Source organism: Desulfoluna sp. CYM3A (assembly GCF_056829965.1).
Window position 1 is genome coordinate 3,572,487 of the sequence record NZ_CP186556.1, and the last position, 25,403, is coordinate 3,597,889.

28 protein-coding genes and 2 pseudogenes are annotated in these 25,403 nt (G+C 58.8%); 18 read left to right on the top strand and 12 right to left on the bottom strand.

Annotation, left to right across the window (positions count from 1 at the left end; translation table 11 throughout):
* Positions 1-308: 308 nt before the first annotated feature.
* The 11 genes and pseudogenes from ACOYW1_RS18190 to ACOYW1_RS18240 all read left to right on the top strand — a co-directional run.
* Positions 309-914: pseudogene (locus ACOYW1_RS18190) on the top strand (MMPL family transporter); the annotation flags it as partial.
* 533 nt (positions 915-1,447) lie between these two features.
* Entirely contained in the window at positions 1,448-2,209 is a 762-nt protein-coding gene (locus tag ACOYW1_RS18195; RefSeq protein ID WP_482419178.1) for an MMPL family transporter, read from the top strand.
* Positions 2,210-2,397: 188 nt separating this feature from the next.
* Positions 2,398-2,730: a hypothetical protein gene (locus ACOYW1_RS18200; RefSeq protein WP_482419179.1), complete on the top strand. Its 333-nt coding sequence runs from the start codon at positions 2,398-2,400 to the stop codon at positions 2,728-2,730.
* Between the two features lie 8 nt (positions 2,731-2,738).
* Positions 2,739-3,632, top strand: coding sequence for a DUF4198 domain-containing protein (locus tag ACOYW1_RS18205; protein ID WP_482419180.1), 894 nt, complete (start codon positions 2,739-2,741; stop codon positions 3,630-3,632).
* A 150-nt stretch (positions 3,633-3,782) separates the two neighbouring features.
* Positions 3,783-3,998, top strand: coding sequence for a FeoA family protein (locus ACOYW1_RS18210; RefSeq protein WP_482419181.1), 216 nt, complete (start codon positions 3,783-3,785; stop codon positions 3,996-3,998).
* Between the two features lie 13 nt (positions 3,999-4,011).
* On the top strand, positions 4,012-5,370 hold the full coding sequence (gene feoB / locus ACOYW1_RS18215; RefSeq protein ID WP_482419182.1) for a ferrous iron transport protein B: 1,359 nt from the start codon (positions 4,012-4,014) through the stop codon (positions 5,368-5,370).
* A gap of 51 nt (positions 5,371-5,421) precedes the next feature.
* Positions 5,422-6,477: a nucleoside recognition domain-containing protein gene (locus ACOYW1_RS18220; protein ID WP_482423755.1), complete on the top strand. Its 1,056-nt coding sequence runs from the start codon at positions 5,422-5,424 to the stop codon at positions 6,475-6,477.
* Positions 6,478-6,705: 228 nt separating this feature from the next.
* Positions 6,706-7,443 (top strand): DUF3450 domain-containing protein, encoded by a 738-nt coding sequence (locus tag ACOYW1_RS18225; protein WP_482419183.1) that lies wholly within the window; start codon positions 6,706-6,708, stop codon positions 7,441-7,443.
* Positions 7,440-8,864, top strand: coding sequence for a DUF3450 family protein (locus ACOYW1_RS18230; RefSeq protein ID WP_482419184.1), 1,425 nt, complete (start codon positions 7,440-7,442; stop codon positions 8,862-8,864). The genes ACOYW1_RS18225 and ACOYW1_RS18230 overlap by 4 nt, the downstream gene beginning before the upstream one ends.
* Positions 8,865-8,867: 3 nt before the next feature.
* Positions 8,868-9,464, top strand: a complete 597-nt coding sequence (locus ACOYW1_RS18235; protein ID WP_482415424.1) for a MotA/TolQ/ExbB proton channel family protein — start codon at positions 8,868-8,870, stop codon at positions 9,462-9,464.
* On the top strand, positions 9,461-9,880 hold the full coding sequence (locus tag ACOYW1_RS18240; protein ID WP_482415423.1) for an ExbD/TolR family protein: 420 nt from the start codon (positions 9,461-9,463) through the stop codon (positions 9,878-9,880). Before ACOYW1_RS18235 ends, ACOYW1_RS18240 begins: the two co-directional genes overlap by 4 nt.
* Here ACOYW1_RS18240 and ACOYW1_RS18245 read toward each other — a convergent pair.
* Complete coding sequence (locus ACOYW1_RS18245; RefSeq protein WP_482419185.1) at positions 9,846-10,259, bottom strand: hypothetical protein; 414 nt, start codon at positions 10,257-10,259, stop codon at positions 9,846-9,848. The two genes, ACOYW1_RS18240 and ACOYW1_RS18245, sit on opposite strands and share 35 nt — an antisense overlap.
* 50 nt (positions 10,260-10,309) lie before the next feature.
* Between ACOYW1_RS18245 and ACOYW1_RS18250 the strand changes: the two genes are divergently transcribed.
* The 4 genes from ACOYW1_RS18250 (at position 10,310) to ACOYW1_RS18265 (ending at position 15,106) form a co-directional block, all read left to right on the top strand.
* On the top strand, positions 10,310-10,516 hold the full coding sequence (locus tag ACOYW1_RS18250) for an energy transducer TonB (protein WP_482423756.1): 207 nt from the start codon (positions 10,310-10,312) through the stop codon (positions 10,514-10,516).
* Between the two features lie 3 nt (positions 10,517-10,519).
* Positions 10,520-11,764, top strand: a complete 1,245-nt coding sequence (locus tag ACOYW1_RS18255) for a tetratricopeptide repeat protein (RefSeq protein WP_482419186.1) — start codon at positions 10,520-10,522, stop codon at positions 11,762-11,764.
* A 205-nt stretch (positions 11,765-11,969) separates the two neighbouring features.
* Positions 11,970-13,367, top strand: coding sequence for a radical SAM protein (locus ACOYW1_RS18260; RefSeq protein WP_482419187.1), 1,398 nt, complete (start codon positions 11,970-11,972; stop codon positions 13,365-13,367).
* A gap of 260 nt (positions 13,368-13,627) precedes the next feature.
* Positions 13,628-15,106: a hypothetical protein gene (locus tag ACOYW1_RS18265; protein ID WP_482419188.1), complete on the top strand. Its 1,479-nt coding sequence runs from the start codon at positions 13,628-13,630 to the stop codon at positions 15,104-15,106.
* Positions 15,107-15,377: 271 nt separating this feature from the next.
* Here ACOYW1_RS18265 and ACOYW1_RS18270 read toward each other — a convergent pair whose 3' ends face one another.
* The 3 genes from ACOYW1_RS18270 to ACOYW1_RS18280 all read right to left on the bottom strand — a co-directional run bounded on the left by ACOYW1_RS18270 (position 15,378) and on the right by ACOYW1_RS18280 (position 18,436).
* Positions 15,378-16,097 (bottom strand): class I SAM-dependent methyltransferase, encoded by a 720-nt coding sequence (locus tag ACOYW1_RS18270; RefSeq protein WP_482419189.1) that lies wholly within the window; start codon positions 16,095-16,097, stop codon positions 15,378-15,380.
* A gap of 2 nt (positions 16,098-16,099) precedes the next feature.
* Positions 16,100-16,864, bottom strand: a complete 765-nt coding sequence (locus tag ACOYW1_RS18275) for a substrate-binding periplasmic protein (RefSeq protein ID WP_482419190.1) — start codon at positions 16,862-16,864, stop codon at positions 16,100-16,102.
* Between the two features lie 231 nt (positions 16,865-17,095).
* On the bottom strand, positions 17,096-18,436 hold the full coding sequence (locus ACOYW1_RS18280) for an MATE family efflux transporter (RefSeq protein ID WP_482419191.1): 1,341 nt from the start codon (positions 18,434-18,436) through the stop codon (positions 17,096-17,098).
* Positions 18,437-19,355: 919 nt separating this feature from the next.
* On the opposite strand from ACOYW1_RS18280, the gene ACOYW1_RS18285 reads away from it, so the two are divergent.
* Genes ACOYW1_RS18285 through ACOYW1_RS18295 form a run of 3 tightly spaced genes read left to right on the top strand, consistent with a single transcriptional unit; the run spans position 19,356 to position 20,614 of the window.
* Positions 19,356-19,502 carry a hypothetical protein gene (locus ACOYW1_RS18285; protein WP_482419192.1) on the top strand — a complete coding sequence of 49 codons (147 nt, stop codon included), beginning with the start codon at positions 19,356-19,358 and terminating at the stop codon, positions 19,500-19,502.
* A gap of 51 nt (positions 19,503-19,553) precedes the next feature.
* Positions 19,554-20,087, top strand: coding sequence for a rhodanese-like domain-containing protein (locus ACOYW1_RS18290; RefSeq protein ID WP_482419193.1), 534 nt, complete (start codon positions 19,554-19,556; stop codon positions 20,085-20,087).
* A 50-nt stretch (positions 20,088-20,137) separates the two neighbouring features.
* On the top strand, positions 20,138-20,614 hold the full coding sequence (locus ACOYW1_RS18295; RefSeq protein WP_482419194.1) for a sulfurtransferase: 477 nt from the start codon (positions 20,138-20,140) through the stop codon (positions 20,612-20,614).
* On the opposite strand, the gene ACOYW1_RS18300 is transcribed toward ACOYW1_RS18295, so the two are convergent.
* The 8 genes and pseudogenes from ACOYW1_RS18300 to ACOYW1_RS18335 all read right to left on the bottom strand — a co-directional run bounded on the left by ACOYW1_RS18300 (position 20,600) and on the right by ACOYW1_RS18335 (position 25,123).
* The gene (locus ACOYW1_RS18300; protein WP_482423757.1) at positions 20,600-21,058 is read right to left on the bottom strand and encodes an SDR family NAD(P)-dependent oxidoreductase; all 459 of its coding nucleotides are present in this window, start codon (positions 21,056-21,058) and stop codon (positions 20,600-20,602) included. The genes ACOYW1_RS18295 and ACOYW1_RS18300 overlap by 15 nt on opposite strands.
* A pseudogene (locus ACOYW1_RS18305) lies at positions 20,998-21,204 on the bottom strand (SDR family NAD(P)-dependent oxidoreductase); the annotation flags it as partial. The pseudogene ACOYW1_RS18305 and the gene ACOYW1_RS18300, both read right to left, overlap by 61 nt.
* A gap of 337 nt (positions 21,205-21,541) precedes the next feature.
* Positions 21,542-22,030, bottom strand: a complete 489-nt coding sequence (locus ACOYW1_RS18310; protein WP_482419195.1) for a Crp/Fnr family transcriptional regulator — start codon at positions 22,028-22,030, stop codon at positions 21,542-21,544.
* Between the two features lie 252 nt (positions 22,031-22,282).
* A complete protein-coding gene (locus ACOYW1_RS18315) occupies positions 22,283-23,005 on the bottom strand; it encodes a S41 family peptidase (protein WP_482419196.1) in 723 nt (240 codons plus the stop codon).
* Positions 22,957-23,295, bottom strand: coding sequence for a hypothetical protein (locus tag ACOYW1_RS18320; protein WP_482419197.1), 339 nt, complete (start codon positions 23,293-23,295; stop codon positions 22,957-22,959). The genes ACOYW1_RS18315 and ACOYW1_RS18320 overlap by 49 nt, the downstream gene beginning before the upstream one ends.
* A 326-nt stretch (positions 23,296-23,621) precedes the next feature.
* Positions 23,622-24,152, bottom strand: coding sequence for a DUF1287 domain-containing protein (locus tag ACOYW1_RS18325; RefSeq protein WP_482419198.1), 531 nt, complete (start codon positions 24,150-24,152; stop codon positions 23,622-23,624).
* A complete protein-coding gene (locus ACOYW1_RS18330; protein ID WP_482419199.1) occupies positions 24,149-24,493 on the bottom strand; it encodes a VOC family protein in 345 nt (114 codons plus the stop codon). Before ACOYW1_RS18330 ends, ACOYW1_RS18325 begins: the two co-directional genes overlap by 4 nt.
* 57 nt (positions 24,494-24,550) lie before the next feature.
* Positions 24,551-25,123, bottom strand: coding sequence for a flavodoxin family protein (locus ACOYW1_RS18335; RefSeq protein WP_482419200.1), 573 nt, complete (start codon positions 25,121-25,123; stop codon positions 24,551-24,553).
* Positions 25,124-25,403: the final 280 nt, after the last annotated feature.

A 25,403-nucleotide genomic window follows, 5' to 3' on the forward strand; every position in this document is an offset into this window, starting at 1 on the left:
ACAACGAATACGTGGCCGTCCTCGTGGAGGTGGATGATGTGTTCACCCCGGAGGTGCTCACCGCCATCCGGGAGCTCGGGGCAGAGCTCAAGGCCAAGGTGCCCTTCTCCGACGACGTGCTCTCCATCACCGACTGCGAGTTTACCGAAGGCAACGACGTGGGCCTGTCCATCTCCGACCTGGTCCCCGATCCGGTACCCCAGAGCCCTGAAGAGCTTGATGTCATCCGCGCCAAGGCCCTGTCCCGGGACCTCTTTGTCAACCGCATCGTCTCCGACGACTCGCGCCAGACCTGGATCCTCCTGCGCATGAAGACCTACCCCGAAAAATGGCGAAACGCCGAAAATGTGGGCCCGGACATCGCGGCCGGGGAGGTGGCCAGCCGGATCATCACCCAGGAAAAGTACAAAATCCTCAACCCCAGGGGGGCGGGCCTGCCGCACCTTGCCTTTGACAAAACCGCCTTTTTCAAAAAAGAGACCGTCCGGAACATGCGCCTGTCCATCATTGCCACGGTCATCGTCCTGGCCCTTGCCATCCGGACGATCACCGGCGTGGTGCTCCCCATGCTCATGGCCTTTTCCGCCTTTGTCATCACCTTCGGTATCCAGGGGTTCCTCGGCACACAGATCGACCCCTCCATGATCCTGGTCCCCGTCTACTTAGGCCTTGCCGTGGCCATCGGCTATGCCATTCACCTCTTCGGGTTCTTCAACCGCCACTTTGCCGAAACCGGCAACCGGAAAGAGTCGGTGCTCTTTGCCGTCTCAGAATGCGGCTGGCCGGTCTTTTTCACCGCCCTGACCACCATGGGCGCCCTGCTCTCCTTCCACTTTGTCCCGGTCCGTACCATCCGATGGGTGGGGTCCACGGCCTCGGCCCTGGTGGCCGTCACCTTTGTTCTCACCCTCTTCCTCGTTCCGTCGGTACTGAGCTTCGGAAAAGACCGAAAGCCCAAGGCCAGGCGCGCCCACCACCACACCACCGGACTTCTGGAGGGCCTCAGTCACAGGGTGCTTGCACGTCCCACCACAACGGCTGCCGTATTCATGACGCTTTTTCTCCTGTGCGCAGCGGGCATCTCCCGGTTCGAGGTCTCCTTTGACATCATCAAGAGCTTCGGCCTGAAAATTCCCTACGTGGCCAAAATCCATCATGTGGCCAACTCCAAGGTGGGCTCCCTCTACTCCTACGACCTCACCGTCACCTTCCCCGAAGCCGGCGATGCCAAGCTGCCGGCCAATCTGGAGACCTTTGCAGAGCTGATCCGGGAGGCCGAGGGGTACGAACTCACCAAGCGGGTCACCTCCCTCATCCCCATCATCAAGGACATGAACCGCTCCCTCCACAGCGGGGACGACGCCTTCCACACCATCCCGGAAAACCGGCAGATGGTGGCCCAGCTACTCCTGCTCTATGAAAACGCAGGGGGTGCCGAGGCGGAAAAATGGGTGGACTACGACTACCAGCGCCTGCGCATGCAGATCGAAATGGGGAATCAGCACAGTTCCCGCAAGCCAAACGGGAACTCGAATCCCTCAAGGCCCATGCCCAGACCCTCTTTCCCCATGCCACCATCGGCCTGGCCGGATCCATCGCCAAGTTCACCTTCATGCAGGCCATCGTCTCCAACGGCCAATTGATCTCCTTTGCCATCGCCCTGGGCGTGGTGACCCTTCTCATGATGCTGGTCTTCGGCAGCGTAAAAATCGGCCTCATTGCCATGATCCCCAACATCGCCCCGGCCCTTGCCATCGGCGGGCTCATGGGCTGGGGAGACATTCCCCGAGCAGTTACCACCATCACCATCATGCCCATGCTTCTGGGCCTTGCAGTGGACGACACCATCCACTTCATCAACCACTGCCGCCTGGAGTTCCAGAGGACGGGCAACTACGACACAAGCATCCGCCGCACCTTCAACACCATCGGGGTGGCCATCTGCATGACCTCGGTGATCATCACCGCCAACTTTTCGGTTTATACCACCTCGGTGGCCAAGGTTTACGTGCACTTAGGGCTCCTGACGGGCATCGGCATCCTCACGGCCCTGGCCGCCGACCTCTTTGTCACCCCGGCCCTTTTGCTGTGGACAAAGCCCTTCGGCAAAGAGCGACAGCCCCTTGACGCCAAGGCCGAGAAGGCTCCCGATGTTCGCGCTCCAGGTGGGGCGCCTGTGCTGACGGGCTGCGCCCGTGAAACCCGATAATCAACGTTCGAGGTGCCTCCGGCGATCCTGCCGGGGCAAACCATTCAAAACGTTTAACAAACACATTCACAAAAACAGATACAGATACAGGCCAGTCAACATCACATTCGTAACCTGCTTTCGAGGTGGCCCACCTCGCCGCCGGAGGCAGGTTTCAACCAAACCATGGCCATGAAAGGAACCCCGATATGACATTTCGCTCTATTCTTCTTGCATGGGCTCTGGCGCTCTGCCTTGCGACCACCGCCTCGGCCCACACCCTGTTCATGTCCGTCTACGACAACGAAGACGGCACGGTCACCGTGGAGGGGGTCTTTTCCACCGGATCTGCTGCCTCGGCCGTTGAAATCCGGCTTGAAGCCCCCAGCGGAAAGGTTCTCTTAAAAAAACAACTCGACGAATTGGGGGAGTACACCTTCACCCAGCCGTCGGGAACCTACGACATCGTTCTGGATGCCGGGCCCGGTCATATCGTCCGGGAAGCCGGCCCGGAAAAGCCCAAGGACAAACACGCTAAATGAGGTACCCCATGAAAAAACAACTGGCGATCATCGCCACCGCAGCAACCACCCTTCTCATCAGCGCCAACGCCATGGCCCACTCCCTGTGGGTCAACCTGGACAGTTCGTTTACCCACCCGCCGGGCCATGCGGTGTCCTCCATCGGCTGGGGTCACACCATGCCCCTGGACGATTTTCTGGCATCAGACTGGGGAAATGTGGAGATTGGCCGGTATGTGCTCATCAGCCCCGATGCAAAGGCAACGGACCTGCCCCTTCCGGTCATCAAAAAAGAGAAGGCAACCCGCAGCAACGGGGGCATGGACTTAGAGGGCGGGGATCTGGGCCTCCGCAAGTTCACCCTCACCGACAAAACGGAAAAAGGGACCTGGCAGGTGGTCACCGATTCCAAGGTCACCTATTTCACCCAGTACGTGGACAAAAAGGGCAAGGTGAACATGGCCACCAAACCCATGGACACCATCCGTGGCGCCGCCTCCTTCAACTTCAGCGCCCGCTACAAGGCAGAAGCAAAATCTTACATGACCGTCGGCCAGTGGAGCCAGCCCGGAAAGGCCGGACACGAACTGGAGATCACCCCCACCTGCGACCTGTCAAATGTCCGCGTCGGCGACCTTGTCACCTTTGAGGTCACCCTTAAGGGGAAGAAACTCAACTGCGACATGGACGGCATGAACATCCTGAATGCCAGCAGCAACGCCTTCGGGGGCCCCGACCACTTCTGCCTCGCCTCCAACATCATGGACGGCAAGGCCCAGTTCCGTATCCCCGCGGCCGGAGCCTGGCGCATCAGCACCATGGTGCGCAAGGAAGTCACCGCCGACAATGAGCTCAAGGACCTGCAAGGCAAATGCACCACGGTCTACTACAGCTCCACCCTGACCTTGAAGGCCAAGCCTTAGGGGCGGTACAAAAACCAACCTTACAAAAGCGATGCCTCCGGCGGCAAGGTGAGCCGGTCGCCCGCTGCGCTTTACCCCTCGTTTCTCGGGTTAAAGCGCAGCGGCATTTAATCGTAAGGTGTGTATTTATTTTTTATTTGGAGCATTCGTATGAACCTGAACGACATCCCGCCCGGGGAAACCGGCCGGGTAACCACCATCACGGCATCGGGCATGCTGGACAGGCGCCTTGCGGGCATCGGCATCTGCCGGGGTGCGGTGATCAAAGTAATCCGAAGCGCCCCCTTAAAGGACCCCATCGAAATTGAAGTAGAGCGGCTGATGCCTTACCTGAGCATCAGGAAAAGTGTTAAGCCACCTGCGTAGGAATGGAAAAGACATGAAGCAATGCACGCCCTTGGCGGCCCTGGCCGGTCAGCCCAACTGCGGGAAATCCACTGTGTTCAATGCCCTGACAGGGGCCAACCAGCACATCGCCAACTACCCCGGCGTCACCGTTGAAAAACGCTCCGGCACCCTGTCCGCCAACGGCACCCGCACCACGCTGGTGGACCTGCCAGGAACCTACGCCATCACCTCCTACTCCCTGGAAGAGCAGGTGGCCTGCGATTTTCTGGTGGACTGCCGCCCAGATCTGGTGATCAATGTCCTGGACACCACCAACCTCAAACGCAGCCTTCCATTAACCCTCCAGCTCATGGAACTCGGCGTGCCCATGCTGGTCAACGCCAACATGATGGATGCGGCCGAGGCGCGGGGAATTCGCCTCGACACCGATGCCCTGGGACGTGCCCTGGGCCTTGAGGTGATCCCCACGGCCATTAAAAAAGGCACCGGCAAAGACGCCCTTGAGAGCGCCATCACCCGACGCATGGTCCATGAGCACACAACGGCTGACACGCACCTTGTCCACTACGGGGCCTTGGAACCGGCCATCGCCGACCTCTCCAAAAAGGTGATGGAGATGGGACTGGATCCTGCTGGACACCGCTGGGTGGCCCTGAAGCTCCTGTCCGGGGACCACCGGGCCGACACCACCCCGGGACGGAGCCTCTTACAGTTTGCCTCTCTCTTCTCCCTTGCAGACGGGTACCGCATCGCCTTTCGCTCCGACACGGGCATGGCCCCGTCCCGATACGTTGCCGAAAAAAGGAGGGAAAAGGCCTCGGAGATTGCCGAGGCGTGCCTGTCCACCCGAACAAAACCGAAGCGCCCCTTGTCCGACCGCGTGGACGCCGTGGTCTGTCACCGTATCTTCGGCCCGATCCTTCTGGTGGCTGTGGTCTGGCTCCTCTACCAGCTGGCCATTGTCCAGGGATACCGCCTCACCGGCCTCACCTGGCCCCTGCTCCTCAAGGGGAAAACCATCCTGACGACCCTGCTGCCCGATGCAGGCTTCATCCATGTGCCCATGGCCCGCGCCCTGGGCCTCTGGGTCGCCGACAGCATCCTGGCCCTTCTCAACTACATTCCCATCTTCCTGATCCTGTTTGCCCTCATCGCCGTCCTGGAAGACAGCGGGTACATGCCCAGGATGGCCTTTATCCTGGACAAGATCTTCCACCGATACGGACTCCACGGTCAATCCACCTTGCCCATGGTTCTGGGCGGGGTCTACGCAGGGGGCTGCGCCGTTCCGGCCATCATGTCCACCCGGGGCATCCCCGACGACAGGGCACGCATGGCAACCATCCTCATCATCCCCATGCTCAACTGCCTCGCAAAAATCCCCCTCTGACCTCCGATCAGTCATAATTTCCCGCAACATAAAGGTGCAGCCCTCTTTTTCATCTCCACGGTGACCCTGTTCATGGTGCTCCCGGTCTCCAGGCTCCTCACGGCAACGGCCCTGGCCCGTCGGCCTGTGGCGCCGTTTATCATGGAGATGCCCGCCTATCACCTCCCCAGGGTTCGCAGCGTCATCCAAAGCGCAGTCTCCAAGGTGTGGCTCTTCGTCAAAAAAATCGTCACCGTGGTGGCTGCCGTGGCCGTCATCGTCTTTGTGCTCATCGAATTTCCCGGCCTGAGCGACGAACGAACCGCCCACTTTGACCGCAAGGCCCATGAGATCAAGGCAGCCTTTCTTGAAAAGGTCGCAGAGAATCCCCTGGCCGTGGGCATGACCGACGAGAGGGTCGAGGCCCTGGTCCGCTATGCCGACAGCTACAAATCTGCCCGTTTCGGCGCCTCAACCCCGGCAGCCAGGGAAAGAGTCGATGCTCGGTTCACAGACCTCTCTCCTGAATTTTTCACCATGGTCAATCCCGGGAAAAACCCGGACGGCAGACGTATCCGGAGAGACCTGAAAAAACTGATTCGCAGCAGAAAGAAACTGAAACACACCATGCAGCAGGAGGTGATGGAATCCAGCTTCATCGGCATGGCAGGAATGGCCCTGGAACCTGTCACCCGTCACGCCGGATTCTCCTGGCGAATCAATATCGCCCTGCTCAGCGCCCTCATGGCCAAGGAGAACAGCGTGGCCACCCTAGGCGCCCTCTACCAGCCGGAAAGCGGCGGGCAAAGCATCTCCGAAGGCATGAAAAACCGGGAGAGAGGATTTACCCCGTTGCACGCCCTGGCCCTGATGCTCTTCATGGCCCTCTACCCCCCATGCCTGCCCGCGGCCATGATGGTCAAGCTCCAGACAGGGTCCTTTGCATGGATGGGCTTTTCCATTGTTTTCCCGGCGTTTCTTGCCCTTGCCATCGCCTCGGGACTCTTCACCCTGGGCTCGGTCCTTGGCCTCACGGGTATGGAAGCCATGGCCGGGTTTTACCTGATGGCCCTCCTTGTCACCGTTACCGTGGGGCTCTTTCCATTGCGACCCAAAGGAGCTCCATAGATTTAGGTACCCCAAACTTTTTAGCAGCACCTTAAAAAATGTATTGACACACAATTTGTCAGCCGTTAAAAACTTAGGGTGTTCAGGCCCTGAGTCGCCCGTCATTGTTGCGTTATTTTTCTTTTCACTATTCATCAACCTAAAGATAATTTCCCCATGGTTCATCATCCCATACCCACGAAACGCCAGAGGCGCCGTACGTCAAAACGGGTCGGAACGCTTCTCCTGTTGTCCCTGGCGGTCGGTTTCACAGGACCAGGCCTCACATGGTCCGACTCCCTTCCACTGGATGAAACCGTCCGCCAGGACATTTCCCTTGCCCACACCACCCAGAAACGGGAGGGGGCCTGGGAAAAAGAGCGCCGCACCCTGGAGGCGAAAATCTCACAACTGGAGAGCACACAACGAAGCCTTCAGGAAGAGGTAAACGCCCTTCTCTGGGCAAACGGCCGAAAGGAAAAAGAGGCCGCCCGCCTAGACGGGGAGATCGCCAAGGCATCTCACCTCACCGAAGGGCTCTCCCCGCTCATCGCCGATCAGGCGCAACGCGCGGCCCAGGTGGTCACCCAGAGCCTCCCCTTTTTGAAAAACGAGCGGGAAACGCGCCTTGCCGCCCTCACCGACTGGGTCAAGGCACCGGCCACCAAGCAGGCTGAAAAGCTGGAGCGGCTTTTGGAGCTGTTCACCATCGAGACCCAGTTCGGCCACACCAGCGAAGCCTGGCAGGAAGAGATTGAGGTGGAGGGCGAGCCCATCACCGTCCAGCTCCTCAAGGTCGGGCGATTGTCCCTTTACTACCTCACCCTCGACGAAAAGGGGTGCGGGGTCTTCAGTCCGGAAAAAGGTGCCTATGAGCCCCTTCCCGCCAACTGTGCTCCCCACCTCAAGAAAGCCATCGCCCTTGCCCAGCGAGAGCGAAGTGCCGAGCTTGTCAGTCTGCCCATCGGGAGGATCGTGACCCCATGAAACGCATACTCATTGTTGCTGTCCTCTGCCTTGCGACGGCCACCGCAGCCTGGTCCGCAGACCTCCGACAGGCCATGAAAAACGCGGAAACAGCCCTTGCCGAACGACAGACCGCAGACCGGGAATCCCGCACCCGCATCGCCGGAGACCGGGAGAGCCTTACCCGTGAAATCAACCGCCTGGCCGCCGACATCAAACGGCTCAAGGCCCAGGTTGTGACAGAGACGAAACGCGGCGACGAACTCACGACCCGGGTCACCGCCCTCACCGAAAAACGGAACCGCCTGGACAAGGAGGTGGGACGCATCGTGGCCATTGTGCGCACGGCAGCGAAAAACCTCCGGGATCTCTGCATGGCCTCACCCTTTTCCGTCTTTGCCCCCGAGCGACTGGCCCACCTGGAGACCCTGGCCGACGGCACCCAGTTTCCCGGTATCACGGACCTGGAAGCCCTCTTTGGGTATTTCGCCGACGAGATCGCCCGGTGCAGCGAAGTGGCCATGCGCACCGCCACCGTCACCGGCCGGGACGGCATCTCCCGGGAGCTTCCCCTCTTGTCGGCAGGGCCCTTCATGACCCTGGCCGTCAAGGACGAGGGCGCAGAACCCCTTCTCTATGCCCCAGCCACCCTCTCCTTCACCGAGCTTCCCGCACCGCCGGGACGCATCGTCGGGTGGCGTCTCAACCGGTACGTCAAGGGCAAAACAGACACCCTGCCCCTGGACCTGAGCTCCGGAGCGGCCCTGGACCACCTGCGACGCACCCCGAGCTTTACCGAACGCGTCCGCAACGGGGGTCCCCTGGTGTGGCCCATCGTCCTCATCGGCCTGGCCGGGCTCTTCATCGGCATCGAGCGCACCCTGTTCTTGAAAAAGGTCCACGACAACACGGACAACACCATGGGCAAGGTCAACGAACTGGCAGGCTACGGGCAGTGGGAAGAGTGTGATCTCATCGTCAAGGAGCAGAAGACCACGCCGGTGTACAACGTCCTGAGAAAAGGGCTCCAGGCCAGGGGCGAAAGGCGCCAGGTGCTGGAGACCATCCTCCAGGAGGCGATCTTAAAAGAGCTTCCCCGCCTGGAACGGTTCCTTCCCTTCCTCGGCATGCTCGGGGCGGTGGCGCCCCTGCTGGGCCTTTTAGGCACGGTCACCGGCATGATCGATACCTTTGAAGTGATTCACATCGCCGGCACCGGCGACCCGCGCATGATGTCCGGGGGCATCTCCACGGCCCTGATCACCACCATGCTGGGCCTTGCCGTGGCCATTCCCATCATGCTGCTGCACACCGTGCTGAACCGCCGGGTGGAGCACATCATCGGCGACATGGAAGAAAAAGCCGTGGCCCTGACCAACATCGTCCACCGGGAAACCATCGGGTGCTGCGCCCAAGGCTGCGCCAAACAGGTGAGGGCCTGATCCATGGGAGATCTCCTCACGGCCATTTTCGGCTACATCGACAGCGGCGGCGCGGTGATGGTTCCCATCATGATCTGCTCCCTGGTTCTCTGGGCTCTCATCTTCGAGCGGCTCCTCGTCTACCGGCAGGTTGAAAAGCAGGACCTCGACCTGGGCGCGGCCCTTGCCCTGGTGCGAAAGGGAGATCCCGGGCCGAACCTTCCCGGGCTTCGCCGGGAACTGGTTCGGTTCATGGCCGAATACGGCACCGACTCCCCCAAGGTGAACCGGGGCCTTCTCCACCAATACCGGCTCCAGAAACGGCCCCACCTCACCCGGCGTATCGGCCTCATCGCCACACTGGCCGCTGTGGCGCCCCTTTTGGGGCTTCTGGGCACGGTGAGCGGCATGATCACCACCTTTGACGTCATCGCCCTCTTCGGCACGGGCAACGCCCGTGCCATGGCCGGGGGGATCTCCGAATCCCTCATCACCACCCAGAGCGGCCTGTCCGTGGCCATCCCCGGGATGTTCATGGGCGTGCTTCTCATGCGGCGGGCCCATCGCCTCTCCGCCAAACTCGACGAAACCATCAGCATCATCCAAAGGAGCATGACGTGATACGGGTCCGGGACTCCCTGAGACGCAACAGCAGCACACCGGAGGTGAATATCTCTCCCCTCATCGACCTGGTGTTTCTGCTTCTCATCTTTTTTATGGTAACCACCAGCTTTGTCAAAGAGACCGGCATCGACATCAACCGGCCCCAGGCAGAGACCAGCGTGGTGTCCAAGAAGAACGCCATCCTCGTGGGGATCGCCGAAGACGGCTCGGTCCACTACGACGGAAAACCCATTGACATCCGAAGCGTTCGCCTCCACATCGCGCGTGCCGTGGCCGACAAGCCCGACGCCGATGTGGTGGTGATCGCCGACAAAGCCTGCCCCACCGGGACCCTCATCCGGGTCATGGACCAGTGCCGTCTGGCCGGAGCTTCACGGGTCAGCGTTGCAACCCAGAACAAGGGGGATGCATGATCGCCACCGGCCCCCGAAACCCCATGGTCCTTGCGGGCCTCCTGGCCCTGGGGGTGAACATCTTCCTCTTTGCCCTGCTGCCGGGCATGCGCACCGCCCCGGCAAGGAGCGATGAGACCTTTCGCCTGCGGCCCGTGACCATGGTGAAATTAAAGGAGCTGACCCCGCCGCCCCCGGCAAAGGCCCCGGAAAAACCGGTGAAACAGGAAAAACCCATGAAACCGAGGTTGGACCTGCCCATCGACCCCACCCCGGTGCACACGGCCGCCGCCCCCACCCTCAAGGTGGGACCGGCGCTCCCGGAATTGGACACCACAGCCTTCAAACCGGGTCCGGTGGACATGGTCTTCGGCGAGGCACAACTCGACAAACTGCCCATGCCCTCCCACAACGTGGCGCCCATCTACCCGTTCGATCGCAACGTGGGGAATCTCGGGAAGTGTCACCGTGAAGTTCCTCGTGGAAAAGGACGGCCGTATCCACGATGTGGAGATCACGGGGTCCAACCCGCCCGGCGTCTTCGACAGGGCGGTCATGGATGCCATCGGCCGCTGGACCTTTACCCCGGGGGAGATCACCGGAGAGCCTGTGCGGGTCCGCGTTACCAAAACCATCAACTTCAACCTGGAGAATTGACCCATGGGACCCATCACACATTCTCCACTGTCTGCCGCACGCCTTATAGGGGTCTTCCTCTGCGCCGGGCTCATGGCCCTGGCAACGGAAAGCCTGGCAGGGACCTGCGACTCTCAGCCCTCGCCCTCGGTGGCCATGGCCCTGACCAAAGCGTCCAAGGCCATTGAGAACGAACACCCGGAAGAGGCCCTGGCAACCCTTACCAAGGCGGCAAAACGCGCGGGCAAACGAAGCCACCATCTCCTGGAGTTTCACCTGGGCGTTCAGCTGGTCCAGGCCGAAGAGCCTGAAAAAGCCCTGGAGCGTTTCAGAAACGCCACCGCCCTCTGCGACAGCTTTGCTCCGGCCTGGCAGAACCTGGGCCGGGTCGCCTACGAAACCGAGCACTTCGGAGAAGCTGCCGAAGCACTGGGCAAAGCCTTTGTCCTCACCGGAGAGACCCGCCCTGCCCTTCGCTATTTTGAAGCCCTCTCCCGGTACCGGGAAAAATCCTGGGAGACCTGCGTCACCCTCTGCCTGGATCTGTTTGCCCGGTTCCCGGACTGCCGGAACGTAGGGTGGGTTGAGCTGGCTGCAGCCGCGGCTCCCCAGGCTGGAAAACGTCCGGCCGTGATCAAGGCCCTTACGGATCGCCTGCCCATCATGGGTGGGGAACCCAAACTCCGCAGGAGCCTTGCAGGCCTTCTCCTTCAGGAAAAGCGCTACCCCGAGGCCATGGTCCAGCTCCGAAACCTGGATCACCTGGGGGACATCAACGACGCAGAGCTTCTCACCTTAGGGGACCTCTTCCGGGCTGAAGATCTCCCCCTGGATGCCGCCGCCTGCTACCGGCGCCTGACGGAAAAAGGAAAAGGCAGCGCCGAACTCACCCGAAAAGAGGCCGAGGCCCTCATGGCAGGATTCAAACCCGAGGCGGCTCTGGCAGTTCTGGAACAGGGCGTTGTCACATGGGACACAGAGCGTCTCTGGCTCCTCACCGGCCAGCTGCGGTTCGAGGCAGACGACCTCAACGGGGCAGAAGAGGCTTTCCGCAAGGTCCTTTCCTTCACCCCGAACCAGGGCCATGCCCTGATGATGCTGGGTTATGTGCTCTTTCAGCAGGAAAAACCCGAAGAAGCCCTTCCGTGGTTGAACAAGGCCGTTAAACGCGCCCCCAAATGCCAGGCAAAACGGTTGAGGGACCACGTGGTAAAGCTCCTTGCAGAGCGCAACAAAACCAAAAGCCAGCCCCCGGCAGTCAGGGGCTGAAGCGATAAAGAGCGCTCCGGCCCCTCTGAAGTCGGAAAGCATTCACCCGCCTTGCAACTCCCCTTTTTTGTTTTTTGGTAACCATTCCGTTATGCCTCGGGCAGGCTGAGGCATAACGAAATACTCATATATTTTTTTGGCCATCAAATTCGGAATGCCAAATTTTTTACCACAACCCAAAAACAAAACAGACAGGAGGCCCCCCATGCCAACCTTTCAGGTTCCCGTACCGCCCTTGACCCGCGATATGGCTCCGGAAGACACCCCCGTGGATGCCTTTACCCGTTTTTTCCGAAAAGCCAAGTCCCTGGGATGTTTCCCTCGCCCAGCAGACGCGTCGCCCTCCTGCGCCTTTGGCAATGAAGAGCCCGAACCCTATGCAACGGGAGGACTGGCGCCCGTCACCGGGCCCGGAGCCCGAAGCCTCTGGCACACCTTGTCCGAAGCCCCCCTCCACCCAAGGCAGGCGGCGACCCTCCGCATCCCCTTCGGCACGGGCACAACCGGGGATGAGATCCCAAGCCAGATCCCGGTGGACGCACAGCTCAGTACGGCCTACGCCGATGCTGTCATTTGCGACATCATGCGTGACGGAACGCGACTCAGCACCCAGGGCAACCCTATCCACGCGTTCCTCGTAAACGGTGGTATCCCGACTGCCCTGGCCCCTTCAGACCTTGCCCGTATCATTGAGGCCGCTCGCCGCAACCTCCCCCTGGCCAACGACTGCGAAATAACGGTTGAAGGGCGCATCGCCGACATGACACCAGAGATGGCCCGCGCCATCACACGCGCAGGGGTCAACCGAGTCTCCCTGGACATACTCAGCTTCCAGACCCCGCTCCGGCAAGCCATGGGGCGGCGGGCCGACGGTGAAAAGGCTGCAAACAGCTTATCGGAGCTTATCAGCACCGGCCAGGCCACCGTGAGCGTGGGGTTGACATACGGTCTCTCCGGCCAAAGCGCCGACATGTTTCAACAGGATCTGGAAACCCTTGTGTCTTTAAACCCCGACGGCATCGATCTCGTACCCCACGTGCCCCTCCATGGCCGGGATACCGCCCTTGTCCGGGAACAGTATGCCCTCTTCGAGAAGGGCTCAGAGACCCTGGCCGCCACCACCTGTCGCCGCATCTCAGCAGGGCACTGGGCATGCACCCCCAGGGAACGAAATCTCTCTTCCTTTCTGGCGTCACAGCAGGCCCCCAGCATCCCCTTTGGATGCGGAGCGGAAGGCTTTGTGGACGGTCATCGCGTTCTCATGACCGACCGGCTGGATGACTACCTCAACACCGCGGGACGGGAGAAACCCGTGGCCATGATCCTTGCTCCGGTGGCCAATCACCGTCTCGCCAGCCTCATCAGATCGCAGATGCAGACCCTGGCCCTCGACCTGGCCGGGCTGGGCCGACACGCGGGCGAATCCTCCCCCATGGCCCTTCTGCCCCTGCTCCACTGCTGGGCGGATGCCGGCCTGGTCCGCATTGAGGGCCACATTCTGCGCCCCACAACCGCCGGTGATGCGCATGCCCAGTTCACCCGGGGGCTCATCGACTACCTTGCCCTCTACGAAGAGATGGGCAGCCCGGAGCCGTGCGTGTAAGGGATCGAATGACACGCCACAACTAGCAAACCAAATGAAAAAAGCCTCCGGTGGCCCGCCGGAGGCAACTGCATAGTTATCGCACGGCAATCAAGAATAACTAACAAAGAAGAGGAATCGACTTGAAATGAATCAAGGTGTGGTGTAAAAACCCAGTGACTAAAACACTCGTTTACAACACATTGCTCGTGTTTCGATATAAGAGCGTATCCTTACCTGAGAAATCCCGATAGTGTTCATTTCAATTGTATGGAGGATTCATGAAAACGAAGGTGTTTTTGGTGTCGATGTTCCTTTTTCTACTCGCCTGCGTCGCTCCGGCGACGGCCCAGCTCCCTGACCTGCCCGACGTGATCAGCCTGAGATCGTCCACCCGGGCATTCAACGAAGTGTACTATTTTGCCATCCACGACGGCCTGATCTACGTCAAAGAGCGGGTCGACGGGACCTCGTGGCAGCTCCTCGGGAACACCGGGTCCCCGGAAAACCTGTTGGGCAACCCCATCACCGCCGATGCCATGGAGGAGATCTCCGTGGACGGCCCCATCCTCATCGCCGTCTCCGAGACACGGCAGATTTACTACTGCAAAAACGGTTACGCGGCTCCGGGCGCCATCTCATCAACGAGCCACTGGGGTACGCCCCTGGGGGCCGGTGCGGGGATCTCCCTGCCGGAAAACATCCGGGGCTGGGCCCTGTCCCAGGACGACCTGTTGCGCAACAAGTTCTACTACGACCAGAACGGCAACGCTTACCCCTGCATGGTCACCACCATCTACGCCCTGTTTGAAAACGGCCGGGAGATCCACTTCACCGATCCCTGGACCCCGCCGGACTGGGGCTACCGCATCGCAGGGCCTTTCAGGGACCGGTTCATCGCCGAGAACTTAAGCGCTGCATCCTCCACCCTGTTTGTCATCAACCGCTACGGGGATATGTACACCCACCAGAACGACTTTGATATCGGCGGCGGCAACCCCTTTTTCAACTACACCTACGAAGACGACGTCCACTACGCCACCAACGATGCCATTCTCAACTTTAGCCTGGTAAGAAAACGAAGGGTCCCGGATCAGGTGTGGTACAACCAGCCCAAAATCCACGGGCGCATCACCAAAAACATCACCATCCTCTTTCCTGAAGACGGGGTTCCGGGAGAAAGCGATCGGATTTTGCGGGTGGAAGGGGTTAACGAGGAAGGAAAGCCCGGGTATTTTGAAAAAAACCTGGAAGGAATTTTCTGGCGCTTTGTGGAAACCCCGGGACGGATCATCCCCGAAGAGGATTTCATTGAGAACCCGCCGGAGAACATGTCCCACCTCACCCTGGGGGACGCGCCGGAGTACGCGTTTTCCGGCACCATGACCAACCTCATCCACGGAGACGTGGAGGCGGAACTCACCGGGTTCAGCCTGGTGGCCTCCCCTGCCGAACTCAGGCTCAAGACAGAGGGCGGCACCTGGATCACCCTCCCGCTCCACCACCACTTCACCTTGCGAAACACCGTCCGGGAACACCCCGGGGAAGACGGCGACTTCGTGGACTTAAAAGGCGCCATTGAAATCCCTGCGGAGCTCAGGCGTTCCGAGGACAAGGAGGTCACCGACCTGCTGAGGCGTTATTTTTACGTGGGAAAAGGAGAGGAAAAGCGGTTCGTCAACATCTCCATGGAGGCAAAAACCGATGCGGTGAAACTTCACACAACCTCCCTGTCCATGAAGATGGCGTTTTCAAAGTAGCTGCCCGGTGAGGCACGGGCACACGCATATGAATAATTGGTCTCCGGCAGCCCTGCCGGGGACCAAACGCTCATAACGATTGGCAAACAAGTTTCATTTTTTTGGGCCACACAGCAACAGTGCACAACCCCTCTCATTTTTTCTTTTATCAAGGCGCTTCTCCTCAGTCCCGTAGGGGCTGAGGAGAAGCGCCTTGATGGCCGGAAAGTTTTTGCGGAGCTTTTTTCAAAAAGCGACCCGCCGGAGGCAACCTGACTAGCTACTTTCGTGTTTACTTTCCCGCTTTAATCACCACGATGGAGGGACGTATCCAGAAGTAGTCCGTTGTCTTTTCGCCTTCCGGGTACTCCCTGTCCATGGGGGCCGGCTCCTCCACCTGCCGGATGGCAAACCCTGCGGCAATGAGGGCGTTGATAACCGTTGAGAGCGTGCGGTGGGTTTTCCTCACCCCGTCCACGAACCAGGTCTGGACCCGTTCGCCTTCGCGAAAATAATCCGTCAGGCGCCAAAACTTCCCGCCCTCATCCTCGCTGTACCCCGTGGGGTTTGCCGTGCACACCGGGTGCTCCATGGAGAACACCAGGTGGCCGCCCTCGGCCAGATCGCCATGGCACTTGGCAAAAAACGGGGCCAGATCTTCCACGTAATGGAGGGCCATGGAGCTGACGATGAGATCAAAGGGGTCGTCAAACACCTGGTCTTCGTAATAGCCGTGCACAAAGGTAATCCCCTTGCCCGCATGTCGGGCCGTGGCGTGGGCAAACATGTTGGCCGACGGGTCCAGGGCCACCACCGACCGCGCGTTGTGCTCCTTCAGCCAGGCGGCCTGGTGGCCGAAGCCTGCCCCGATGTCCAGGACCCTCAGGCCGGAGACATCCCCCAGCATGGGCCGCATGCAGGGCTCTTCCATCTTTCCGTTCAGGCCTGTGTCCTCAAGCCGCAACCGCTTGTACTGCTCAAAAAACGCATCGTTGTCGTAAATCATCGTCATCCTTACGGCCCCTTGGGGCAAGGAGCCCCCATGATGCCTTCCACAATCTCCCGAATCTCTCCTGTGGCCTGCATGGCCGAAAGAATCCCGTTCAACTGCTCCAGAAAATCTGATTTCAAACGGTACTGCCCGAAATCCATGCGGGTCACGCCAAGATGTCCCCACTCCCAGTGGATGGAAATGGGCTCGCCGAGGACGGCGTGTGTCCCGCCCTCGTCGTAAAGCCCTTCGCCCATGAGCTGACCCAGTTCCCATGCAATGGAGAGGCGATCGTTGAGGTAGCAATCCGTTCGCCCGAGCCCGAGCTTTAAAAGGTTGATCCGGTTGCTTTTGGCCTCGGACAAAAAAACATCCCCCCGGGCCACGGCCTCGTTAAAGGCCTTTCCTCCCGTTGCATACCCGGCGTTTTTACCGATGGTCAGCCCATAGAACCCCTCGGGCCAGTGTTGGCTGCTTCGGGTGGCAAGGACATGTTCACGGCAGAGAAGCACCTCCTCCTGCCGCAGCACCGGGATGCTGTACGGCCAGATGTACGGACGAAGCTCCGGCTTGAAATAGACGGGCACAATGGCAAAACCTTGTCCGCTTTTCAGGTAGTGCAGCCCCCGTTTCCAGGGAATGGGGAGCAGGGTCACCCGATACCCGTCCATCCGGGAAAAGGCCCGCCTGAAAATTGAGGGATATATCCCCATGGCCCGGCCATTCACGTCATAGCTGTAGGGAGGGTAATTGTCTATACAGAACACCACCACATTTCTCGCAGCCATGGCATCATGCCAGGCTGCAAACCAGAGGATACAGGCCGCCGCAATATACACACACCACCATCACATCGTCCCCGTTCTGTTTCCGGGATGTTGCCTGTGTCCAGGCCACGGGTAACGGTTCAGCTCAAACTGTCTTTGATAAAAACAAGCTGAAGGGTTACACCACCGGCATGGACAGGTCCTTGGATTATATCAAAACAGGAACGATTGCGGTACGACCCTTCTCACTGTTCACTGCTGTATCGCGCAAGGCACCAAGGCCTGCGGTTCAGCAACTGGAGAGCGCCTGTACCCCATGAGGATCCGCACAAAAAGAGCGGCGTTTACAACGGCCACGGCGGTCAGGCCAACGGCCATGCCCATCCAGAGCCCTGCGGCCTCCATGCCCTTTGCGTAGGCGAAAAAGCACCCCACGGGAAACCCCACGCCCCAGATACCGAGAAAAATATAGACCATGGGCCGAAAGGTCACCTCAAGGCCCCGCAGGCATCCCTGGACCGTCACCTGAATGGCGTCGGGCACTTGATAAAACGCCCCCACAAGAAGCAGGCCCACGCCGTAACGGATCACCCGGGGATCTGCCGTGACCAGGGAAAGAATCGCTTCAGGAACGGCATAAAACAACGAGCCCATCACCGTGGCGGACATGAACCCCAGGCACAGGGTGGCCAGGGCATAGGAGGTCACGGCGTGAAAATCCCTGCGCCCGAACGCCCCGGCAACCTTCACCGAAGCGGCTCCGGCCAGGGCATAGGGCACCATGTAGGTAAGGGACGAGATATTGATGAGGATGTTATTAGCCGCTGAAGCCGTCACCGACATCTTCCCGGCCAGCACCGTGACCAGGGAAAAGATCAGGCCGATGAGCAACCCGTTGAGGCCGATGGGAAGGCCCTTTTTCAGGAGATGCCCCATGATCGGAAAAGAGACCTTCCGGGTGATGGTGAGCTGCCGGGCGGCATGGGCATAAAGAATCACGGCCATGAGGGTCCGGGACAGGGTGGTTGCCACGGCCGCCCCGGCAATGCCCCAGTCCAGGGTAAAGATAAAAAAGACGTTGGCCCCGACATTCACGAGGTTGAAAAACAGGATCAGGCTGTTGGCAAAGAGGGTCTTTTCCCGGGCCTGGAGATTCTCCTTGAGCACCTGAAAAATCATCACAGGAATCATGGATCCCGCACAGATCATAAGGTAAATCACCACCAGCTCCTCAATGGCGGGAGCAAGCCCCAGGGCCGACACGCAGAAGCCCGAGGCGACAACCATCAAAGCCAGCACCGTACCGGCCAAAAACCCCAGGGCCAGGGTGGTCCCGGGCACTGCGCTGACGTCCCGCTTCTCGGCGATCATCCGTGCCTTGAGCGGGCTCACGGCAAAGGTAACCCCCGTTCCAATGAGCAGAAAGGGAGAAAAAATAGCGGTGGCGATGCCGAGGGCGGAGAGAACCTCGGTGGAGTAACGCCCGGCAACCACGATGTCCCCGATGCCGAACAGCATCTGGCCCAGTTGCCCTGCGATAATGGGAAGTGAAAAAAGGAAGATCTCCTTTAAGGATCGACCAAAGGCAGGCATGTGTGCTCCTTCAAAAAAACATAAGGGAAACAAATCAATCATCGGGAGCACATAAAGATGGGTTGAAGGGTCCCGATAATTGGATGATTATCAGGATTCCTTCGGGAAAACGCAGCCACTTTCTAAAAGAGGAGGAAGAAATCCAAAAGTAACCTCTTTTAACAACACATCGTTTCCATTTTTTTGAAGTACCTCTTTTTACACGCACCGCTGTTTTTTTGTCAACGAAAATCACCCTGGTTCGCAGGGCCAACGCATTTAAACATTCAGTGGCCTCCGGCGGGTCGCTTTTTGAAAAAAGCCCCGCAAAAACGTTCCGGTGATCAAGGCCGGCCTCTTCCTCCCCCTCCCCCTGGAGCGCCGCACTCCTGTGCGGCACGGATAACGACGGACGAGTTAGCCGCACGGAGTGCGGCGCTCCGTTTAGGCCGATTTTTCATGATTTTTTTGCCTCCGGCGGCCCTGCCGGGGGCCAAAACCTTAAAAAATTTGACAAACAGGTTTGGCGGAGAGCCTGGGCTCCACGAAATAATTTCCATTTTTTCGCATTACAAAAATGAACCATGAAGACCTTTGTTAAATCCGTATTCTAGTCCAGGCAAACGCTCGGCCCCGACAGAGCTGCCTGGTAAGGGTATCAGCAGGCATGATACCAGACAGAGAAACAGCCTATAGAAACAAGCCACTGCATTCACAGGATCAATTTGACTTCGTTCCCCGTCAGGACTACACATCACAGGTTTTAAGGACATTGCCACACAAGGCCCTCACCTGGGGCCTATCCACACAGCAGGAGACAGATTTGAGATGAAAAACAGATGCGCAAGCTTTAGCGGCGCTACTTCCTTTTTGGGCTGACCGCCGAAATCCGGGCGGAACAGGCCGTACCCGTCATGGACACCCCCAGGTTGTTGCGGCCATGGGCGCTGACGACTGGGTTATCGTGGACACCCGATTGAACAGCGCCTACAACGGCTGGAAGCTGGACGGCGTAAGCCGGGGCGGCCACATCCCGGGTGCAACGGACTTCTCTGCCAACTGGCTGAAGGTGGGGGGACCAGTGTGACGCGACCCTGAAGAGATCCTTTCTGGACAAAGAGCATATGCCGAGAAAAACGTGCTTCTCTACGACGCCAACGGACAGGACGCCTCCGCTGTGGCAGCCTACCTCACCTCAAAGGGCTACACCCGCCTGCATCGCTACGACATCACCGCCTGGGCAAAGGACAAAAAACTGCCCCTGGAACGCTATCCCAACCACCAGCTGCTGGTGCCGGCCGGTCTCTCGAGATCGTCGGCGGGAAACCGGCCGGAGAGTTTTGAAAACAGCCAAAGCATCATCGTGGCAGAGGCAAGCTGGGGAGAAGAGAAAAACTCCTATGCCAAGGGCCATATCCCGGGGGCCTTTCACATCAACACGGATCGCGTGGAGCCGCCCACGGAAACCGAGCCCGTCATGTGGATGCTGGCCGATGACCAGACCTTGAAAAAGATGGCCCTCTCCTTCGGATTCACCCGGGATGACACCGTCATCGTTACTTCCGAGGAACCCCTGGCCGCCTTTCGGGTGGCCACGGTGCTGGAATACATGCAGCATCAGGGTGTGCGTCCTCTGACGGCGGGACCCTCTCCTGGACCCTGGCCAGGCTGACCTGGAAACCCGTCGCCAGCGACGGCGACTACGGCTCAAGCTGAAAGGTGGTGTCCCCCGGCAACCCGGACGTCATCGACACCATGGAAGAGACCCGGGCCGGACTCCGTACCCCCAAGACATTCACCCTGGTGGACAACCGGACCTGGGCCGAGCACATCGGTGAATCCTCCGGCTATGCCTACCACAAGAAAAAGGGTGGAATTCCCAGATTTGAGGTCTTTGGCTATGCACAGGCAAAAAGAGCGCCTACGACGCTGGAGTACTACCGAAACCCGGACAAGACCATGCGAAACGCCGACGAAATCCTGGCCCTGTGGAAGGGCCAGGGCATCGACACCACCACCCACCTCTCCTTCATGTGCGGCAGCGGCTGGCGTGTGGCCGAGATCTACTACGATGCCGATGTCATGGGGCTCAAGGACATCGGCATCTTCAGCGACGGATGGATTGGCTGGAGCAACACCCCGGGCAACCCCGTTGAAACCGGCCTGCCGGAAAACACCGCGGCGTCAGTTCGTCGTTAAGCCCCCGTCCACCGGGAAGATCCCCCCGGTAATCCACCGGGCCTGATCCGACGCCAGAAACGCAGCCAGATGGGCGACATCTTCCGGGTCGCCCAGGGCCTGCATGGGATAGATCGACCGGACCATGGCCTTGAACCGTTCCTTTGCCCCCTGGTCAAGGCGCTCCATGTTTTTCTCGACCTGGGGCGTGGTGACGGTGCCGGGGGCAATGGCATTAAACCAGACAGCCCTAACCAGTTCAAAGGCAAGGGCCCTGGTGAAGGACTCCAGGGCCCCCTTGGTGAGGGAATACGCCGTGGACGGCCTGTCCGGAACATATCGACGCGCAAAAATATACCGACAACATCCATAATGCTCCGGGACGCCCAGCAGTCCTCCAGAAAGACTTGGCAGATGGCATACGGGGCACAGACGTTCAGCGCAAGGTGATATGCGAGCAGGGATTCATCGGTATCCTCAAAGGGAACGAACCGGGCGATCCCTGCATTGTTGACGATGATGTCAATCCTCATGCCATGGTCAGCCACCAACCCGGCAACACCCGTCACCTCATCCCTGTTATCTGATGCTACCCACAACCGCGAGCGCATATCCACGGGTACTGCCCAAGGCTCTTTTTCCTCCGCTTCAGCTTCTCCGGGTCCCTTCCAATCGACGCATCACCGGGCCGCAAAAGTTTCCGTGGCAATGGCAAAGCCGATGCCGTCGCTCCCTCCGGTGATAAGGGCTGTTTTACCGCGTAACGATTCCATGGATCGCCTCCTCTTTTTTGCTATCGTGAATCATGCGAACTGCACAGGCAGGATAACGGAAAAAAGAAAACGATAATTAACGTAGGTTAAGCATAATATTTTTTTTTAATCCGGGAGAGGGACACATTGGTCATGCCCAGGTAGGAGGCCAGGTGATAATCCGGAATGCGCTCGGTCAGGTCAGGATGGTGGCAACGAAGCTGCACCGGCTCCAACCTTCGTGGGGACCTGGTGCCCGGAGAAGCCCCTGCATAGGCATAGGGCAGGGCAAAATGCTCCCAGCACCGGTGCGTGGAGAGCCACCGATAAAAGGCGTCAAAACCGCAGACAGAGACCTGGAGATCTTCAGCCGAGGATGAAAGGTGCCACCTTTCCGGGCATAGGGCGCCACCGGCCAGAGAAGCTGTCCTTCCCGGAAAAAGCCCTTGTTAAACTCACGCCCCTGGCTGTCCGTATAGTACAGCCGAATCATCCCCTTGCGGATATAATACACCCGATCCCATAAATCTCCGGCCAGGACCAGGATGGTGCTGCGTGGGTAACGCCTTTGGATAAATAGATGCGAAAGCTCTTCCGCTCCATGGGCCGGGAGGTGCCGGGCATCGCCCAGGGCTTCTGTCAATGTATCGATAAGTGATGGCATGGGAAAATGGGGCAATGTCATGACCTCAGCCTGCAACGGTTAAGCCATCAATGGTTTGATGCAGATAAAAAAAAGCCTCCGGCGGCCATGCCGGGGGCCAAACTTTTGAAACGTCTGACAAACAGCTTTTAAACAACAGATTCAGGCCAATCAACATGACAGAAGGCAACGTGATACCATATATTATAAAACCTTCAATTGGTTCAAAAGGTATTCTGCGGCCTTGTGGAGTTGGGCGTCCTGCCCGCCACAGTAGGGAACCTCAAAGGGGACTCAATACAGCACCAGCCCAGGATACCTCGAGATCCACCCCGTCGATGCGGCACCCCTGGACGGCAAGAAAAAGAAGGGCCTTGTTGGAAAGCGGGAACAAGCGTCCTGCCAGGCTCTCTGACCTGCCGTGCGCTCCCCGATGACCGTGGGCGCTCCGTGTTTTTTGGCGCCAAAGGGCCAGAGCTCCTTGCCGCTGCGGGTGTAACCGTTCACAAGGTAGACTGCGGGCTTGCGCCATTGGGTGTCCACCCTGTTTCTGTTCCCCTCCCTGTCGATGACCTCCAGCACCGGAATGTTCCGGTTAAAGATGTTGAGATACGAGGGCCACGCCCCCCCAAGGCCATAACGCAGATCGATGATCAGGGCATCGGCATCTTTCAGCGGGCCCCAGGCCAGGGCGTCTCGCAGGGCTTTGTGATACTCTTCCCCGGCATAGGAATAGATATGGATGTAACCGATGCGGCGGCCACCCTTTTCAATCACGCGAACGCTGGCATTCTGCGCCTCCAGCATCTCCTCTTTGGGGTTCATGAGCACCGGCCGCATCGTCAGCGAAAATGGCGCCGTGGTTTTTTTTCGCCTCACCTCGAACACGGCATCGGTGCCCACCAGGGGCCTTAAGGATGCTACTGGGGTAAACGGCTTGCCGTTCACGGAGAGGATCTCGTCGCCCTTTAAGATCCCGGCTTTTTCGGCGGCGCCCCCGGCAAGGAGGCTCGCCACATGGACCCGCCCCCTGATCCATCCGGGTAAAGACCAACCGTAATGCGCAGCCCCTTCAGAAACAGGGCCCCGATCTCAGGTATCCTGGAAAAAAGGGCGGCCAGGTAGTAATACTCGGGATCATCCGGCGTTAAGTAACAGGTATGGGAAGCGTTGAGTTCGCCCAGCATGGCGTTGACAAGACGGGGAATTGCCTCGGGGGAAGCCCCCAGGATCTGCGGCCGGTATTGCTCTTTGATCGCCGGAAACGCCTGCTTGATACGGTGGGGATCAAAAAAATGCGTCTCCACGATACCGGTGATCTCCGAAAACAGCTGGTCCTGCGCAGGGGCGTTCCCGGCCTGAACGGCCCCAGCCAGTAAAACAGCAAGGCTCGTGAGTAGTAGCTGAAATCGTCCATGGATCCAGAAGAGGGTGTGTAGTGATGGTTTCTCGCCCTTGTGTCAGGGTAAATGCCGTCACTTAAGCCGATAATGCCCGATAACCTGCCACTTTCGAACCGAAATCCCCAGAACCGAAAGGCCCTCCAGGACATCTTCCTCCAGGGTGACACCAGCAGAAACACAGGGGACGTATCGCATGTTGTGGATAACGTACGGAAACCCATCCCAGCATTTTATGCCCCGGCCATCCCGATGTCCGGAGGTGCCTTTTCTTTCTTCGAGCCCGTGTGCCAGATCACGATATCCCCGGGCTGCCAGTCGCCGGGATTTTTCAGCTCCGTTGAAAGGGACGCCCACTGCCGCTTAAAAAAAGTCCGAAGGATCCAGACCCGTCTGTGGTCGCTGTATCTGTCCGGGGTCTTGATGCCGTAGGCCCCCATGTGGGCCACCACATCCTCATGAACCGCCTTCTGCAGGTCAACGCCCCCGCACCGAAGGGCCCGCACCACCAGATCCGCACAGACGCCTTCCCGAGGGTTGACGTCGCCCCCCGGGTACACCGGAGCCCCCGTGTCTTCTCCCCCCTTGTAGGTGGGAGGAAAATAGCGACTCAGCATCTCCGTGTTGTACGCCGTCTTGTTTGCGATCTCTCCATAGGCGCCCGCCACCATGTCGTCCACGGGACCGGCAACGCCGTCTGCTATAAAGACAAGGAATAAAAACAAAGCCGCAAGATATGTCTTGATACGAATACCACCCATCATGCTGCTCCGGGTCGGTCGCAGACCGGTTCGCTTGTGTATTGCATCAACTCCACCGGCGCTCCATTGACTTCAATGAAGGCCACGATCAGCCCTTCACTGGGCGAATTGGGATGGATAATCACTTTTTTGCCCTTGATTTCTGCCTGCAGGTCATCCACTTCAAAGGCCACATGGGGAACGCTCTTGACCAGTTCCGGGTACGGGGCATTCTCCCAATAGCGTTGCCACTGGATGCCATAGGGGTTGTTCTCATGATCAGAGACTGTCATGTGCAGATGAGGCAAATCTATTTCGCCTTCAAACCTGCCTTCCGTAGGTATTCCAACATGATTGAATTTCATCTTCCTCCTCGTTCGCCCTCTCCCGAAACCATTCTTATAAAAATCCATGTCATCGATTCAACTCACCAACACCCCGGCAAGTTCTTCAGTCTTCGCCAGGATCTCTTGGCGGTTCATCACATCGTCCGGGCGGGTCAGGCCGCACCCCCGAATCGAGAACCCCTCTTTAAACCCATGGGTTTGAAAAAAGAAATGGTATTTGGGAAACACATCGGCAAACATGTTTTCATCCGGTTGGCCCTGGGTCGTGATCATGACGAATTTTTTACCGGGGGCCAGCCTGCTCGGCCGTGCCTTGGTGTGGAACTCTGGGACATAAAATGAGTAAGTGCGATCCATAAAGCCCTTCATCTGGGATGTCACATCCCCGTAGTAAATCGGGGATGCCATGACAAGCACATCGGCTGTTACGACATCCTCCAGAACCGGCCTCAAATCATCATCCAGGACACAGGTATCGGATGTGGTCTTGCACCCCATGCAGGCCTGGCATCCCTTGTACGTGAGCTTGTTGAGGGCATGCGTCGTGGTTTCGGCACCCCGGTTCGTTGCTGTCTCCATGAATCGTTTTGCTATGGACGCACTGTTTCCGCGGTACCTCGGACTTCCCGTCAGGCAGACAATTTTCATGTGGTATTCTCCTTTCAGGCGCTTATGGAAAAAAACGGTTCTTGTGGACATCAGAGTAAAAAATGCATCAGCCTGCTCACCAAGATACACGTCATGCACTTTTTTCATAGGAGAAAATGATTCCTCATCACAAAAGCCGTTATCCTTGATAAAAACCGAATATCAGGAGGCATTGACACCTATGATACCCTCGCAGCCAACCATAAAAGCCGCAGCACGGTATCCCGTGCCACGGCTTGACGCGCCTCGTTCCTATGGTAACGCCTGGGCGGTTTTCTGA